At 69.4% G+C, this 16,330-nt stretch carries 11 protein-coding genes; 4 read left to right on the top strand and 7 right to left on the bottom strand.

Features of this window, described 5'->3' with window-relative positions:
• Positions 1–19 precede the first annotated feature (19 nt).
• Complete coding sequence (locus tag ACV22W_RS24090) at positions 20–454, bottom strand: DUF1841 family protein (RefSeq protein ID WP_059527336.1); 435 nt, start codon at positions 452–454, stop codon at positions 20–22.
• Positions 455–687: 233 nt separating this feature from the next.
• Here ACV22W_RS24090 and ACV22W_RS24085 point away from each other — a divergent pair, with 233 nt between their 5' ends.
• Positions 688–1,617 (top strand): DMT family transporter, encoded by a 930-nt coding sequence (locus ACV22W_RS24085; protein ID WP_448022198.1) that lies wholly within the window; start codon positions 688–690, stop codon positions 1,615–1,617.
• A gap of 108 nt (positions 1,618–1,725) precedes the next feature.
• Here the strand turns inward: ACV22W_RS24085 and nth are convergent, their stop codons facing one another.
• Positions 1,726–2,370, bottom strand: a complete 645-nt coding sequence (nth, locus tag ACV22W_RS24080; RefSeq protein WP_006754450.1) for an endonuclease III — start codon at positions 2,368–2,370, stop codon at positions 1,726–1,728.
• Positions 2,367–3,362 (bottom strand): electron transport complex subunit RsxB, encoded by a 996-nt coding sequence (gene rsxB / locus ACV22W_RS24075; RefSeq protein ID WP_448022197.1) that lies wholly within the window; start codon positions 3,360–3,362, stop codon positions 2,367–2,369. Before rsxB ends, nth begins: the two co-directional genes overlap by 4 nt.
• A gap of 156 nt (positions 3,363–3,518) precedes the next feature.
• On the opposite strand from rsxB, the gene ACV22W_RS24070 reads away from it, so the two are divergent.
• On the top strand, positions 3,519–4,151 hold the full coding sequence (locus tag ACV22W_RS24070) for a TetR family transcriptional regulator (protein WP_041490613.1): 633 nt from the start codon (positions 3,519–3,521) through the stop codon (positions 4,149–4,151).
• A gap of 97 nt (positions 4,152–4,248) precedes the next feature.
• Here the strand turns inward: ACV22W_RS24070 and ACV22W_RS24065 are convergent, their stop codons facing one another.
• Together ACV22W_RS24065 and ACV22W_RS24060 are read right to left on the bottom strand one after the other, a co-directional pair.
• The gene (locus ACV22W_RS24065) at positions 4,249–5,736 is read right to left on the bottom strand and encodes a polyhydroxyalkanoate depolymerase (RefSeq protein WP_448022196.1); all 1,488 of its coding nucleotides are present in this window, start codon (positions 5,734–5,736) and stop codon (positions 4,249–4,251) included.
• A gap of 211 nt (positions 5,737–5,947) precedes the next feature.
• Positions 5,948–7,777, bottom strand: a complete 1,830-nt coding sequence (locus ACV22W_RS24060) for a glycoside hydrolase family 15 protein (RefSeq protein WP_448022195.1) — start codon at positions 7,775–7,777, stop codon at positions 5,948–5,950.
• A 165-nt stretch (positions 7,778–7,942) separates the two neighbouring features.
• Here ACV22W_RS24060 and ACV22W_RS24055 point away from each other — a divergent pair, with 165 nt between their 5' ends.
• The gene (locus ACV22W_RS24055) at positions 7,943–9,190 is read left to right on the top strand and encodes a lactonase family protein (protein ID WP_448022194.1); all 1,248 of its coding nucleotides are present in this window, start codon (positions 7,943–7,945) and stop codon (positions 9,188–9,190) included.
• 103 nt (positions 9,191–9,293) lie between these two features.
• On the opposite strand, the gene ACV22W_RS24050 is transcribed toward ACV22W_RS24055, so the two are convergent.
• Positions 9,294–14,162, bottom strand: a complete 4,869-nt coding sequence (locus tag ACV22W_RS24050; RefSeq protein WP_448022193.1) for a DNA translocase FtsK — start codon at positions 14,160–14,162, stop codon at positions 9,294–9,296.
• A 180-nt stretch (positions 14,163–14,342) separates the two neighbouring features.
• The gene (locus ACV22W_RS24045) at positions 14,343–14,888 is read right to left on the bottom strand and encodes an META domain-containing protein (RefSeq protein WP_448022192.1); all 546 of its coding nucleotides are present in this window, start codon (positions 14,886–14,888) and stop codon (positions 14,343–14,345) included.
• Positions 14,889–15,104: 216 nt separating this feature from the next.
• Between ACV22W_RS24045 and purT the strand changes: the two genes are divergently transcribed.
• Complete coding sequence (gene purT, locus ACV22W_RS24040) at positions 15,105–16,319, top strand: formate-dependent phosphoribosylglycinamide formyltransferase (protein ID WP_448022191.1); 1,215 nt, start codon at positions 15,105–15,107, stop codon at positions 16,317–16,319.
• Positions 16,320–16,330: the final 11 nt, after the last annotated feature.

Below are 16,330 nucleotides of genomic sequence, written 5' to 3'. Positions count from 1 at the left end.
ATTTTTTTGTCCGCGGCGCTCAGTCGCGCGACGCGCGGCGCAGGATGCGCTGCAGGTACGCGTCGGTATCCGGCGGCGTGCCGGTGCGCTGCGCTTCCCAGATCGTCTCGCCGAGGCATTCCATGATCATGTGCTGCGCCTCGTGGGTCGAATCGAGCTTCGCAGCCAGCTTGTCGTGCGCGGCGCGGATGCCGGGCGGCTGATCGATCGACAACTGCTCGCTGATCGCGAGGTGCATCGACAGGTGCAGGAACGGGTTCGTGCGGCCTTCCTCGGGCGTGTAGTTGCGCGCGGCGGCGCTGTCGGCGTCCGCGAGGTCGTCGTGGTATTCGGGATGCTCGACGATCCAGTCGGCTGCCATCGCTTCCAGCGGCGTCAGGATCTCGCCGGCGCGCTGCTTGCGCCAGGTCTCGGTGAAAAAGCGACGGACTTCGTCGCGACTCGGATTGAACATGGTGGGGACGCGTCGTGTTTCGGGCGGCGTCATGCCGCGTCGCGCATTGTACGCCGGGTCGGCGCATGGCGCTGGCGGCGGGCGGGGGCGCCGTGGCATGGCGCGGCGATGTTGGTTGAAGTGGGCCGGCGCGGGTCGAGTCGCGGGCGCAACAGGTAAGCGAGGGCTAGGCTGCCGGCCAGCGGGCCGCTACACTCCGACGATTCCCGTCGTCGCGCTCGCCCGCTTACATCATGTCCGCCACCGCCCGCTCATCGTCCGCCGCGCTGCAGGGCGCACTCTACGTCGCGCTGTCCGCCGCTGCATTCGGCGCGATGGCGATCTTCGGCCGCTACGCGTATGCGGCCGGCGTCGACGTGCTGGGGCTGCTGATCGTGCGCTTCGCGATCGGCGGCGCGGTCCTTGCCGCGATCGCCCGACACCGCCGCGTCGCGTGGCCGCGCGGCCGCGCGCTTGCGCCGCTCGTGGCGATGGGCGCGCTCGGCTACGTCGGGCAGTCGTTTTGCTATTTCAGCGCGCTCCAGCATGCGCAGGCGAGCCTCGTCGCGCTGCTGCTGTATCTGTATCCGGCCTTCGTCACGCTGTTGGCCGCGTGGTGGCTCGGCGAGCGCCTCACGCGCGCGAAGGCGGTCGCGCTCGTGCTCTGTGTCGCGGGCTCCGCGCTGATGGTCGGCGGCGGCCACGGCGAGCCGCTCGGCATCGCACTCGCGCTGGCTGCCGCGGTGATCTATTCGCTGTACATCGTCGGCGGCACGAAGGCGACGCGCGGCGTCGATCCGCTCGCGACCACCGCGATCATCTGCCTGTCGGCGACCGCGACGCTCGTCGCGATCGCGATCGTGCGGACCGCGGCGTTCGGCGCGCCGCCGCGCTGGCCGGCGACGGCCGCCGGCTGGACGTCGATGCTCGCGATCGCGCTGGTGTCGACGGTCGCCGCGATGCTCGCGTTCTTCGCCGGGCTCGAGCGGCTGGGGGCTGCGCGCACGTCGATGCTGTCGACGCTCGAGCCGGTCGTGACGGTCGCGCTCGCGGCGCTGCTGTTCGGCGAGGCGCTGTCGCCGTTGCAGTGGGCGGGCGGCGTCGCGATCCTCGCGGCCGTGCTGGCGCTCGTGCGCGCGGGCGGCGCGGCGGCCGACGACGCGACGGCGACGTCCAACGCATAAGCAGGGAAACGGGGAAAGTCGTGGGCGCCGCACCGGCGCTTGCGGGTCGTGCCGCAGGCCGCGCACGGCCAGGCCGGCCGTGTGAGGCGCGTCGGCCGCCGCCGGCGCTCACTCGTTCGGCGGTGGTGTCTTCGGCCGGAATTCGCACAACGGCTCGATCGCGCAGTGCCAGCATTCGGGCTTGCGGGCCTTGCACACGTAGCGACCGTGCAGGATCAGCCAGTGATGCGCGTCCTGCAGGAATTCCTTCGGCGTGAACTTCTCGAGCGCGGCCTCGACGGCCCGTACGTCCTTGCCCGGCGCGAGCCCCGTGCGGTTCGCGACGCGGAAGATATGCGTGTCGACCGCGATCGTCGGCTGGCCGAACGCGGTGTTCAGCACGACGTTCGCGGTCTTGCGACCAACGCCCGGCAGGCTCTCGAGCGCTTCGCGATCGGCCGGCACCTCACCGTCGTAGCGCTCGAGCAGGATGTTGCACGCCGCGATCACGTTCTTCGCCTTGGTGCGGTACAGGCCGATCGTCTTGATGTAGTCGGCGACGCCTTCTTCACCGAGCGCGACGATTTGTCGCGGGGTGTTCGCGACCGGGAACATCTTGCGCATCGCCTTGTTGACCGACACGTCGGTCGCCTGCGCAGACAGCATCACCGCGATCAGCAACTCGAACGGCGTCGTGTATTCGAGTTCGGTGGTCGGATGCGGATTGAGGCTCTGCAGCGTTTCGTAGATCGCGCGTCGTTTGGTGGCGTTCATGGACGGTTCTTGTCGGGCGGCGCGGTCGGGTCGCTTCGGTCGTCGTTGTTCGGATCGTCGTGGACGTCGCGGGCAGCCGCAGCCTCGGCGTCGCGCTGCGCCTGCTGTTCGGCGAGCCGCTTGCGGCGGGCTTCGGCCGCGTCGATCTGCGCCTGCACGGCCGCGCTCACGCCTTCGGTGTTCTTCGGCGCGGCGCCTTGTTCGGACAGTTCTTCCTTCTTCTTGCGCGCGCGTTCGAGCGCGGCGGCGATGATCGCGCGTTTCTTCGCGTCGGCGTCGTCTGCCGGGGCAGCGCCCGGTGCGCCAGGCGCTGCCCCGGCCGGCGCCGCCTTGGCCGCACCGGCACTGGCCGCGCGGCGGGCGGCGGCGCGCGCTTCGGCGGCCTCGCGTTCGCGACGCTGGCGGGCAAGCCGGCGGTCGTGGCGTTCGCGCGCGGCGTCCGCCTGTTCCTGCGACCACGCGTCCCAGCCGGTGCGTTCGTCGGTCACGGGGACCATCGCGATGCAGTCCACCGGGCAGGGCGGCACGCACAGGTCGCAGCCCGTGCACAGCGATTCGACGATCGTGTGCATCTGTTTCGGTGCGCCGATGATCGCATCGACCGGGCATGCCTGCATGCACAGCGTGCAGCCGATGCACAGGCTTTCGTCGATGAACGCGACAGCGCGCGGATGCTCGGCGCCGTTGACGGGGTTCAGCGGGATCACCGGCTTGCCGAGCAGGTTCGCGAGGCGCGCGATGCCTTCGGCGCCGCCGGGCGGGCACTGGTTGTAGTTCGCATCGCCGGCGGCGATCGCGTCGGCGTACGGACGGCAGCCGTCATAGCCGCACTTCGTGCATTGCGTCTGGGGAAGCAGATCTTCGATGCGATCCGCGAGGGTCTTGGAATCGGTCACGGTGACAACGGGCGCAGCAGCGCCGAATGGCTCTCGGCCGCGTCTGGCGCGGCCGGAAAGGTTTGCCAAAGCTCGATTATCGCCGATTTCCCGCATTGCGCTGGACGCTGTCTGTGCGCATAATCGAACCGCTTTTTTGCAGGGGCTCAGCAGGGGGGCGGCCGCACGCGGCGCGCTCGTTCCAGGGCAGCCGGCGCCGAGGCGGTGGGGGTGCCGGTCCGGATCACGCGGCTCACATAGCAAAACGCCACCATGAATCAGCCAAAAATCAAAAGAGATCCTGAAGGTACCCGCCGCCGCATCCTGATGGCGGCAGCCGAAGAGTTCGCGAGTGGAGGGCTGTTCGGCGCGCGCGTCGACCAGATCGCGCGCCGGGCCGAAACCAACGAGCGCATGCTCTATTACTATTTCGGCAGCAAGGAGCAACTGTTTACGGCCGTGCTCGAACACGCGTTCTCCGCGCTGACCGAGGCCGAGCGCGTGCTCGATCTCGACGGCGTCGCGCCCGTCGAGGCCGTCACGCGGCTCGCGCATTTCGTGTGGGATTACTACCGCGATCATCCGGAGCTGCTGCGGCTCATCAACAACGAGAACCTGCACGAAGCGCGCTATCTGCACAAGTCGACGCGCATCCGGGAGATGATGTCGCCGATCGTCGCGAAGCTCGGCAACGTGCTGATGCGCGGCCAGAAGGCCGGGCTGTTCCGCAGCGACGTCGATCCGCTGCGCTTCTATGTGACGCTGTCGGGGCTCGGCTACTACATCGTGTCGAACCGTTTCACGCTCGCCGCGACACTTGGCCGCGACTTCAGCGAAGCCGACGAGCGTGCGGAGATGGTCAGGATGAACACCGAGGTGCTGCTCGCGTACCTGCTGCGACGCTGAACTCACGCGCCGATGAGCGGCCGACCGTTGGCCGCCTGATAAAAAAACGCCGCCGTGCGCAAGCAACGGCGGCGTTTTCGCGTCGGAACGCGGCGCGTCAGGCGGCCTTGCGTGCTCGAACGCTTTTGGCGCGTGTGCCGCCGGCGCGTTTCGCGGCCGGTGCGGCCTTCGCGGTTGCCGTCTTGGCGGGCGCAACCGTCACGGCCGGAGCCTTCGCGCGCGCGCGCTTCGCGGCAGTCGCTCGCGCCGTCGCTTCGGGTTGCGGCTTGGCGGCCGGCACGGCGGCGAGCGTCGTCGTGGCCGGTGCTTCGGCGGGCGCCTTGGTCGCGCCGTTCTTCGGTTCCGGCGCATGCTCGCGGATGAAATCGCGCAGCTGCGGGTAGATGATCGTGCGCCAGCGGCGGCCCGAGAAGATCCCGTAGTGACCGCATTTCTCGGCGGTCAGGCTGCGGCGATCGTCCTGCGGGATGCCCGTGCACAGCTCGTGCGCGACGTGCGTCTGGCCGCTGCCCGAGATGTCGTCGAGTTCCCCCTCGATCGTCATCAGCGCGGTGTGCTTGATGTCCTGCGGGCGCACGCGCTCGCCTTCGACGTCCCACGTGCCTTCTGCGAGCCGGAATTCCTGGAACACCACGCGGATCGTCTCGAGGTAGTACTCGGCCGCCATGTCGAGCACCGCGTTGTACTCGTCGTAGAAGCGGCGGTGCGCCTCGGCGTCATCCTCGTCGCCGCGCAGCAGGCTCTGATAGAAGTCCCAGTGCGATTGCGCGTGACGTTCCGGATTCATCGCGACGAAGCCCGTGTGCTGCAGGAAGCCCGGATACACGTGGCGGCCTTCGCCCGGATAGTTCGCGGGCACCGTGTGGATCACGTTGTTCTCGAACCACGCGGTTGAATGCTGCGTCGCCAGCGAGTTCACCGACGTCGGGCTGCGGCGGGCGTCGATCGGACCGCCCATCATCGTCATCGTGAGCGGCGTGTCCTCTCCGCGGCTGGCCATCAGCGAGATCGCCGCGAGCACCGGCACGGTCGGCTGGCACACGGAAATCACGTGCAGGTTGCGCGCGCCGATGTGGCGGATGAATTCCTGGATGTACGCGATGTAGTCGTGCAGGTGGAACGGGCCGACCTCGACCGGCACCATCCGCGCGTCGATCCAGTCGGTGATGTACACCTTGTGATCCTGCAGCAGCGTGCGCACGGTGTCGCGCAGCAGCGTCGAGTGGTGGCCCGACAACGGCGCGCAGACCAGCACGACCGGCTCGTCCTTCAGTTGCGTGACGGCATCGGCGTCGTCCGAATAGCGTTTGAAGCGCAGCAGCCGGCAGAACGGCTTCTCGACGATCGTCTGCTCGACGATCGGGATGTTGTGGCCGTCCTTGACGATCTGATGAATGTTGAACTCGGGCTTCTCGTAATCCTTGCCGAGCCGGTACATGAGTTCGTACGCGGCGGCCATCCGCGTCGCGCCGGGCATGAGCGAGAACGGGCTGGACGGATTGGCGAACGACTTGGATGCGGCCTGGGCCCAGGCCGTGAGCGGGCTCAGCATCGCCCGCTGGAATTCGTGCAGTTGGTAAAGCATGCAGACTACTCCCGCGTGGGGGACGGAGCGCAAGGGCGGCGTGGGGCGTCGCGGCGTGCCGTGTGGGTCGGCGACCGGCCATGTTGCGGTGCGGCCGGACAATCGAATCGATCATATCGGACAACGATGGGTGTTGCAATGCAACATTTCCCCGATTTTTCATCAAACTGTTGCGAATTGACGATCTCTGAAGAAGCCGCTCCGCTCCCGGTCAGCGCCCCGTCGCCACGGCCGGCGCGGGCTGACCGGCCGCGCGCGCCATGGCGTCCTCGTGATGCATCAGGTTCATCGCGGTATGCACCAGCGCCACGTGCGAGAACGCCTGCGGGAAGTTACCGACGAGCCGTCCCTCGACCGGGTCGTATTCCTCGGCGAGCAGGCCGAGGTCGTTGGACAGCGCGAGCAGCCGGCTGAAGAGCCGGTGCGCGTCGTCGATCCGGCCGAGCAGCGCGTAGTTGTCGACCAGCCAGAAACTGCACGCGAGAAACGTGCCTTCGCCGGGCGGCAGGCCGTCGTCGTACTCCGTCGTTCGGTAGCGCATCACGAGCCCGTCGTGCAGCAATTCCCGCTCGATTGCGTCGACCGTGCCGACGATGCGCGGGTCCTCCGGCGGCAGGAAGCCGAGCAGCGGCATCAGCAGCACGCTCGCGTCGAGTTCGTCGCTGCCGTAGCTCTGGGCAAACGCCTGTTTGTCTTCATGCCATGCGTTGTCGCAGACGTCGGCGTGGATCCGGTCGCGCAGCGCGCGCCAGCGGTCGAGCGACGCGGGCAGCCGGAACATCTCCGCCGACTTGATCGCGCGGTCGAACGCGACCCACGCCATCACCTTCGAGAACGTGAAATGGCGGCGGCCGCCGCGCGTTTCCCAGATGCCCTCGTCGGGTTCCTGCCAGATCTTCTCGAGATGATCGAGCAGCGAACACTGGACGGACCACACCGTGTCGTCGGCCTGCAGGCCGCCCACGCGCGCGAGGTGCAGCGCGGCCATCACCTCGCCGAACACGTCGAGCTGGAGCTGGTTCGCGGCGCCGTTGCCGACGCGCACCGGTTTCGAATCCTGGTAGCCGGGCAGCCAGTCGAGCTCCATTTCCGGCAGCCGGCGCTCACCCGCGATCCCGTACATGATCTGGATTTGCTCGGGCGAGCCGGCCATCACGCGGCCGAGCCACGTGCGCCAGGCGCGCGCCTCGTCGTAGTAGCCGCCGCGCATCAGCGCGAGCAGCGTGATCGTCGCGTCGCGCAGCCAGCAGTAGCGGTAGTCCCAGTTGCGGTTGCCGCCGATCTTCTCGGGCAGCGACGTGGTGGGCGCCGCGACGATCCCGCCGGTCGGCTCGTACGCGAGCGCCTTCAGCGTGATCAGCGAGCGGCGCACGGCGGCCGCGTAGCGCCCCTGCACCTGGCAGCGGCCCGACCATTCGAGCCAGTAGTTCTCGGTGCGGGCGAGCATCGACAGCGGATCGCGCGCAGGCGGCAGCCGCAGGTGCGACGCCGCGTAGCTGAGCGAAAACGGCACGCGTTCGTCGGCGCTCACCGTGAATTCCGCGAGCGTATGGAGGTTCTTGCCGGTGAGCGGCACGGGCGTGCGCAGCACGACGGTATCGGGGCCGGCGATTGCCTTCATGCCGTCCTCGCGCGTCAGTTGCGTGACCCACGGGATCGAGAAACCGTAGTCGAAGCGCAACACCAGTTCCATGCGCATCTTCATCGTGCCATGGCGGCCGACGACGATCCGCACCAGTTCGGACCAGCCGTTGCCGGGCGGCATGAAGTCGATCACGGTGACGGCGCCGTCGGCGCTTTCATAGTCGGTCTCGAGGATCAGCGTGTCGCCGCGATAGCGGCGCGTCGTGTGCGTGATCGCGGCGTCGGCGGCCGGCGCGAGCAGCCAGCGGCCGTGCTCGGGCGTGCCGACCAGCGCCGCGAAACAGGCGCCCGAATCGAAGCGGGGCCAGCACAGCCAGTCGACGGAGCCGTCTTTCGAGATCAGCGCGGCGGTGTGGCCGTCGCCGACGAGGGCGTAGTCTTCGATCAGGGCGGGCATGGGCAAGCGGTCCTTGGGTATTCGAGTTCACTATGCAGGCTGCGGCGCCCAGGCTTCACGCGCCGGCGTCGCGCCCCGTATACTCGGCCGGGCGGCGGAGCGCATGAACGGCCGGCGTTTCGTCCTATCTCAACACTTGAAGCGACTCGATGCAAGGAGGATTCAATGCCCAGCCGTTTACGCGAGCGTGACGCACGCGCTTCGACACGAGGGTTCCCGCTTAGGCTCGCTCACTGGATGAAAGGTTTCGCGATCGTGCTGTCCTTGTCCGCGACCCATGCCTTCGCTCAACAATCGCCGGCAACGGCCGACGGTGTCTACAACCTGCTCGTCGGCACCTATACGGGGCGCGGCAGCGACGGGATCTACGTTTACCGCTTCGATACGAAAACGGGCAGTGTCGCACCCGTGTCGTCGGCGAAGACCGTGAACCCGTCCTACCTGTTGCCGAGCCGCGACGGTCGCACCGTCTACGCGGTCAATGAACTGCCCGGCGACAACGGCCCGGCGACGCAGCGCGGCGGCATCAGCGCGTTCGGCTTCGATCCGAAGACGGGCGCGCTCACGTTCATCGACCGCGTGTCGTCCGAAGGGAACGATCCTTGCTATCTCGCGCTGTCGCCGGACGGCAAGTACCTCGTCACGGCCAACTACTCGGTCGCGGCCGATCCGGGCGGCAGCTTCGCCGTGTTCCCGGTCCGCGACGGCGGTGCGGTCGGCCCGGCCGCGCTGACGGTGCATCACGAAGGCACTGGGCCCGTGAAGGGGCGTCAGGACGGCGCGCACGTGCACTCGACGGTGTTCTCGCCCGACGGCCGTTACCTGTTCGTGCAGGATCTCGGCGCGGACAAGATCTACGGCTACCGCTACACGGTGGACGGCAGCCGCGGGCTGATCAGCCCGACCGACACGCGCTACACGCCCGTGAAGGCCGGCTCCGGCCCGCGTCACATGGTGTTCGGCGCCGACGGCCGGTTCGCGTACGTGACGAGCGAGCTCAACGCGGCGGTCGAGGTGTTCGGCCACCACGACGGCAGGCTGACGCCCGTCGAGACGCTGCCGATGACGGTGCCGGGCTTCAAGGGGAAGGTCGGTGGCGGTGCGATCCACTTGTCGCCGGACGGCCGCTTCCTGTACGCGAGCAACCGGGGCGACGTGAACGAGATCGTGATCTACGCGGTGAACAAGGCCGATGGCCGGCTGAAGACCGTCGGGCGCCAGTCGAGCCTCGGCAAGACGCCGCGCGAATTCCTGATCGATCCGACCGGCAAGTGGCTGATCGTCGGCAACCAGGACAGCGACACGTTCTACGTATTCAGTCGCGACGTCGAAACGGGGCAGCTCGGCCCGAATCCGCAGAAGGTGGCGGTCGGCAGCCCGGTCGACTTCAAGCTGGTGCCGGTGGCGCAGTAAATGGAGAAAGGGCGCTGCCTCGGCAGCGCCCTTTTTTCGTTCGGGCGGCCGCTTGCGCGGGGCGCCCGTATCGCGGTTGTCGCCGGCCGCGCGGCCGCAGTTCTCAGTCGGCCGCGGCCGGCACGAGCACCTCGCGGCTGCCGTTGATGCCCATCGGCGACACGAGCCCGGCCGCCTCCATCTGCTCGACGAGGCGCGCGGCGCGGTTGTAGCCGATGCGCAACTGGCGCTGCACCGACGAAATCGACGCACGCCGCGTGCGCACGACGAAAGCGACCGCTTCGTCGTACAGCGGATCGGCTTCGGCATCCGGCGCGTCGCCGAACAGGTCCTGCGTCGCACCATCGGCCGCCGGGCCATCGAGAATCCCTTCCTCGTACTGCGGCTCGCCGAACTGCTTCAGGTATTCGACGATCCGATGCACTTCCTCGTCCGCGACGAACGCGCCGTGCACGCGCTGCGGGTAGCCCGTGCCCGGCGGCAGGAACAGCATGTCGCCCTGGCCGAGCAGCGATTCGGCGCCCATCTGGTCGAGGATCGTGCGCGAGTCGATCTTCGACGACACCTGGAACGCGACGCGCGTCGGGATGTTCGCCTTGATGAGGCCGGTGATCACGTCGACGGACGGGCGCTGCGTCGCGAGGATCAGGTGGATGCCGGCCGCGCGCGCCTTCTGCGCGAGGCGGGCAATCAGCTCCTCGATCTTCTTGCCGGCGACCATCATCAGGTCGGCCAGCTCGTCGATCACGACGACGATCAGCGGCAGCTTCGACAGCGGCTCGGGATCGTCGGGCGTCAGCGAGAACGGGTTGCCGATCTTCTTTTCCTTCGCCTCCGCGTCGCGGATCTTCTGGTTGAAGCCCGCGAGGTTGCGCACGCCGACGGCCGACATCAGGCGATAGCGCTTCTCCATTTCGCCGACGCACCAGTTCAGCGCGTTCGCCGCGAGCTTCATGTCGGTGACGACCGGCGCGAGCAGGTGCGGGATGCCTTCGTACACCGACAGCTCGAGCATCTTCGGGTCGATCATGATGAGCCGCACGTCCTCGGGCGTCGCCTTGTACAGCAGCGACAGGATCATCGCGTTGATCGCGACCGACTTGCCCGAACCCGTCGTGCCGGCGACCAGCATGTGCGGCGCCTTCGCGAGATCGGTGACGACCGGGTGGCCAGTGATGTCCTTGCCCATCGCGATCGTCAGCTGCGATACCGAATGCTGGTACTGGCGCGATTCGAGGATTTCCGACAGACGGATCATCTGGCGTTTCGCGTTCGGCAGCTCGAGGCCCATGCAGGTCTTGCCGGGAATCGTCTCGACGACACGGATCGACGTGAGGCCGAGGCCGCGCGACAGGTCCTTCATCAGGCCGACGATCTGGCTGCCGCGCACGCCGAGCGCGGGTTCGATCTCGAAGCGCGTGATTACCGGACCCGCTGATGCGCCGACCACGGTCACCGGCACCTTGAACTCCTGCAGGCGCTGCTCGATGACCTGGGCGGTCTGCGCGAGGTGTTCCTCGGTGATCGTTTCGACATCGTCGGAGGCGGGCTCGAGCAGGTCGAGCGTCGGCAGTTCGACGTTGAACGACGCGGGTGCGTGGAATTCGAACGCGTTCGGGCGTGGCTGGCGCGCGGGTGCGGCCGATGCGTCCGGGGTCGGGGCGCTCGATTCCGCCGGTGCAGGCGGCAGGGTGGCCTCGGACAGCGTCGTGTCCGGCGGCGGCGCGGTCGTGACGGCCGGGATGGCGATGCCGGTTGCCGCGGGCATCGTGCCGGTGCCGGGCATGGACCAGCTCGCCGATGCAGCAGCCGGGGCCAGCGGGGTGGTGAACGACTGGGCCTGCGGCGCCGGTGCGGGCGCGATGGGTTGTGCCAGGGTCGCCGTGTCGATGGATCCGCCCGGTGTGGAGAAGGTCGGCATTGCCGACACAGACGCGGTCGCGAAAGCCGGGGACGCGGCCGATGCCGTCGCGGGGGCGATCGTGGCGAAGGAGGCCGGCGCGCCCCCCGTTGCTGCAGGCTCGCCGCCGAACGCGGCGGGTGCAGCGGTGACGATCGTGCTCGTCGGGGCGAGTGCGCCGGAAGACGGCGCCGGGGTGACCGCAGCGGCGGCGGCAGGCGCGATGCCGGGTGCCGCCGCCGCTGCTCCGGGCGGCGTGGCCTGCGTGGCCTGCGTGGCCTGCGTGGCCTGCGTGCCGGTCGACCAGCCGTCAGGCGTGCGGTTCGTCGGTGCTGCCGAAGGCGTCGCCGATGCGGTCGACGTTGCGGTAAATGCGCTGCCGGACGGGGCGCCAGACGCGACGTCAGGCGACACCTGCGTGCTTTGCGCCGGATGCGATCCGGTTGCGCTGAAGGACGTGCCGGTCGATGCGGGTGCGGTCGCGGCTGCCACGGTCGGCGCGGTCGCGGCCGGCTGCAATGTGGCCGGACCGGAAGCATTCATTGCGGGCGTCGGGGCAGACGCCGCCGCCACGCCTGACGCGGCCGCAGACGGTTGTGTCGCGGTCACCCCGGAGGCTCCGGTCGCAACCGTCTGGGCAGACGTCACCACGGATGCGGACGGCCGCGCGGCGGGCAGGACGGCGGCACCGATCGAAGGCGTGTGGGCGGGTGCCGGCGTGACCGCGGCCGATGCCGCAGCCGGCACGTGACCGCTGGAACCGTGTGCGGCCTGCGTGGCGCCCACCGGCGCGTGCAGCTCAACCGATACAACGGGCGCCGCCGATGCGGAGGGTTGCGACGGCGACCGGGAGGCCGTGTTCGTCATGCCGGAGAACGAAGGCGTCGCGGCGGCCGGTGTGCTGTTCGACGTGTTCGCCGGTGCAGGTGCCGGGGCAGCGGAACCCGGTGTGGTCCCGGCGCGCGACGACGCGGAAGTTGCCGGGATCGTCTGCGCAACAGAGGAGGTTTCCGCGGACGACGGCTTCGACCACGGCGCGGACGCTGATTCGGCAATCGCGGAGGTCGACGCCGCCAATGCGGGCGGCATGACGCGTTGCGTGCCCGCAGGCGACGGTGTGGATTCTGCAGCGTGCTTTGCTGCTGCATGCCAGGCCGTTCCCGTCACGGCGCCGGCCGGTGCGGTGGACGACGTGTCCGAGGCCGCCGGCGTCGCTGCCACGACGGGCATGGCATCGGCAAGCGGCCACGTCGGCGTAGCCGCGATCGACGAAGCGGGGAGGGGAGTGGTCGGCGCGACCTGCTGGACAGGCTTCACGACGTCCTGAGTCGCGTGCGTGTCCGGTTTCGTGTCGACCGATACGGTGGTATCGGCCGGCGGTGTGGATCGCGACTGGACCTGACCGACCGCCCCTGCGGCCGTTGCCGCATCCTTCGCGTCGGCGGTGCGGCCCATGCCGCTTGCCGTCGACGTGACGGTGGCCGAATGCGAATTGACCGCCTCGCGCGTCGCCCCGGACTCATCCGCATCGGACAGCGGCGTGGCTATCGGGCTTTCATGCGACGCGCCGAGTCCGGAAACGAGCGGGCTGACGATGTCTTCCCACGGTGCGAAGTCGATCGGTGAATCGAATGCCGGCGCGGCGGGAGCATCGGCCTCGTGCCGATGCTCGCCTTCCGCATGACGCGTCGGTGCATCAGTCTCGACACCGGTATCCGGTGTGGCATGCCGTGCAGTTTCACCGAAGGCCGGAGTGCTCGTGCCAACATCGACAACGGGCATGCGCGCGCTCGGCTCGGCCGGCATGAATGCATCCAGCACGATCGGTGCGTCGTCGTATGCCGGCGTGGCTTCGTGCATGTCCGGAAGGCCTGCGTCGCTGGGCGCGGCCTGAAGCGCGCTCGCAACGACCCCGGCGGGTACGGCCGTCGATGCAGAGGCCGACGCCGCGACGCTCACTGCCGCCGCAACCGCGAAGGCCGTCGCCGGCGCCGCATCGGGCGCGCGCACATCGTCCAGCGTCGCCCACTGCGCGGTGCTGGCCTCGATCGAGCGCAGCGTGTCGTGAACGCTCGGCGCCGGCGTGATCGGCTCCGCGGGCTGCTGCACCCATGCGTAGAGCGGCGCGCGCGCGGGGACCGGTGGCGTGGGGCGGCGCCGTGCGGCGTCCGGCGACTGGCCAGCGGCGGCGGCGCCCGTCGCAGGGCGCGCGGGCGTGCGCGGCGGTGTCGCGGCGGCCGGGCGCGGCGTGGCCGGCTGCTTCATTGCGGCTGCGGCCGGTCGCGCGGTGGTCGGTTGCGGCCGAACGGGCTCGAACCCGGCCGGAAGCGGGGCCGGATTCGGGCGCGGCACCTGTGCATTCGCTGCCGCTCGCGCGAGGCTGGCGGTGCTGCCGGTCGTCGGCGGCGGCATGGCGCTCGTCGTGCCCGGTGCGGGCGGCGGGGGCATGCGGCGAGCCGACGTCGGCTTCAGCCAGCCCGACGGCGCGACCGGCTCCGCGAGCGGACGCGGCGCTGCGTGGCCGCGCGGCTTCGGCCGTGCCTGCGGATCGGGTTTCCACAGCGTTGGGCGCGAATAGCGGCCGTTCTGCCGCGGCGCCATCGAGTTGACGGTGTGTGCGGTGGTCGGCTGCACGATGTCGTCGTCGCGATGCAGCGCGCTGCGCGGCAGGTCGGCGACGCCGCGCACGTCGTCGTCGTCGACGTCGCGCGCGAGCTTGACGCCGAACGACGTGTCGACCCACGCGGCGAACTGCCGCCAGCCGATGCCGGTCAGCCACGGCAGGCCCGCGAAGAAGAGCACGACCATCGCGACCGGCGTGCCGATCGGCCCGAGCACATGCGCGAAGCCGTTCGAGAGCGCGTGGCCGAGCGCATTCGTGTCGGGGCCCGACAGCGGGCTCGTCAGCGCGCAGCTCGCGACGAACACGGCCGCGAAGCCGAGCCACAGGCGAATCGAGCCGCGGCCGGCGAGTCCGCCGCCGCCGGGCAGCATCGCCTGAACGAGACGCCAGATGAGAAGGAGGAACCAGACGGCGGAGATGCCGAACCAGCCGAAGACAACCGTGTGCATGCTTTGATGAAACAGGAAGAGGGCGGGGAGCGCGGTGCGCGACCCGCCGAGTTTAACCGGCCGGCGAACAGGACTCTAAGGCAGCATGAAGGCGCCGACGCGCTTCCAGGCCGCGGGACGTATGCGTCCGGGATTCGCGCGTGGCGAAGGCGGCCGGTCGGCCTTCGCCCGCGCGCGGCATCAGGGGCTCCGGCGCGTGAAGGTCAGCGTCGCGCCGGCTTCGGTCACGATCTGCAATTGCTGCGGCTCGCGCATCTGCACGCCGGTCTTCTCGATATGTGCGAGTGCATCGAGGTACGCGTGTTCGAGCTGGCCGCCAAGTGCGTTCGGGCATGCCATGCGCGTGCCGGCCAGCGGGCCGAAGCTCAGCAGGCCGTTCTTGATCGCGTAGGTGCCCATGTAGCGGTTGCAGCCGGAGAAGCCGCTGGCGCGCCGGACGCCCGATTCGGTGGACAGCGCGAGCTTGATCGGCTCGCCGTTGTCGCCGTGCGGAATCGCGCGCGGCGTGCCGTCGGCGTTCACCCAGCTCGTGAGCTCCCAGCTCGTGTCGTCGAGCAACTGGACGGCGGCGGGGTTGTACGGGTCGGGTGCGGGGGCGGCGGAATCGGAGTGGGTCGGCATCGCGCAGGCGGCGAGAAGCGTGGCAAGCGTCAACGCGCAGAGCGGCGCGCGCAACGGGCGAAGCAGGCCGGTGCGTGCGCGTGCGGCGGCGGACAGGTGGGACATGAGCCTCGTTCCTCTTCGGATTCTGATCAAGGCGTAAGAGTAACGCACCCGCCCCGCGCGAGGCGAGCCGACACTTCGCGCGTGAAAACGTTCGCAACCCGCCCACGGGCCTCGCGCGGCGACGCGGGGACGCGGCGAAACCGGCCGGACCGGCGCGGGTGCGCGTGTTAACATCGAAGCCGTTTTCGTCCTCCAACAGAACCAGCGGGAAATCACATGCAGATCGGTCAGCGGCTCGGTACGCCGCTTTCACCCTCGGCCACGCGCGTCATGCTGCTCGGCGCGGGCGAACTCGGCAAGGAAGTCGTCATCGCATTGCAGCGTCTCGGCGTCGAAGTCGTCGCGGTCGACCGTTATCCTGATGCGCCGGGCCATCAGGTCGCGCATCGCGCGCACGTGATCGACATGACCGACGCCGCCGCGCTGCGCGCGGTCGTCGAGGCCGAGCGCCCGCACCTGATCGTGCCGGAGATCGAAGCGATCGCGACCGATGCGCTCGCGGCGATCGAGGCGGCCGGCCTGGCCGAGGTGATCCCGACCGCGCGCGCGACGCAGCTCACAATGAATCGCGAAGGCATCCGCCGCCTCGCGGCCGAGGAGCTCGGGCTGGCGACTTCGCCGTATGCGTTCGCCGAGTCGTTCGACGCGTTCAGCGCGGCCGTCGCGAAGATCGGCATGCCGTGCGTCGTGAAGCCGGTGATGTCGTCGTCGGGCAAGGGGCAGTCGGTCGTGCGGACCGAGGCCGACGTGAAGCCCGCCTGGGATTACGCGATGGCGGGCGGCCGCGTGAACCACGGCCGCGTGATCGTCGAGGGCTTCATCGAATTCGACTACGAGATCACGCAGCTGACCGTGCGCGCGATCGATCCGGCGACGCTCGAGACGCGCACCTACTTCTGCGAGCCGGTCGGGCACGTGCAGGTGGCGGGCGATTACGTCGAATCGTGGCAGCCGCAGCCGATGAGCGCCGTCGCGCTGGAGAAGTCGCGCGAGATCGCGCACAAGGTGACCGAGGCACTCGGCGGGCGCGGGCTGTTCGGCGTCGAGCTGTTCGTGCGCGGGGACGAAGTCTGGTTCTCCGAGGTGAGCCCGCGGCCGCACGACACCGGTCTCGTCACGCTCGCGTCGCAGCGTCAGTCGGAGTTCGAACTGCACGCGCGCGCGATCCTTGGGCTGCCGGTCGATCCGACGCTCGGCTCGCCGGCCGCGTCGGCGGTGATTTATGGCGGGCTCGACGAGCGCGGCATCGCGTTCGAAGGCGTGCGCGACGCACTGGCCGTGCCGGGCGCCGACCTGCGCCTGTTCGGCAAACCGGAAAGCTTCGCGAAGCGGCGCATGGGCGTCGCCCTCGCGACCGGCGCGACCGTGGACGAAGCCCGCGAACGCGCGAAGCGTGCGGCGGCGGCCGTGCGGCCCGTGTCCGCGCGCTGACCGGATCAGGA

This window comes from Burkholderia sp. AW49-1 (assembly GCF_053427845.1).
Note: the sequence above shows the minus strand (reverse complement) of the source record. Positions and strands in the feature narration are given on the sequence as shown.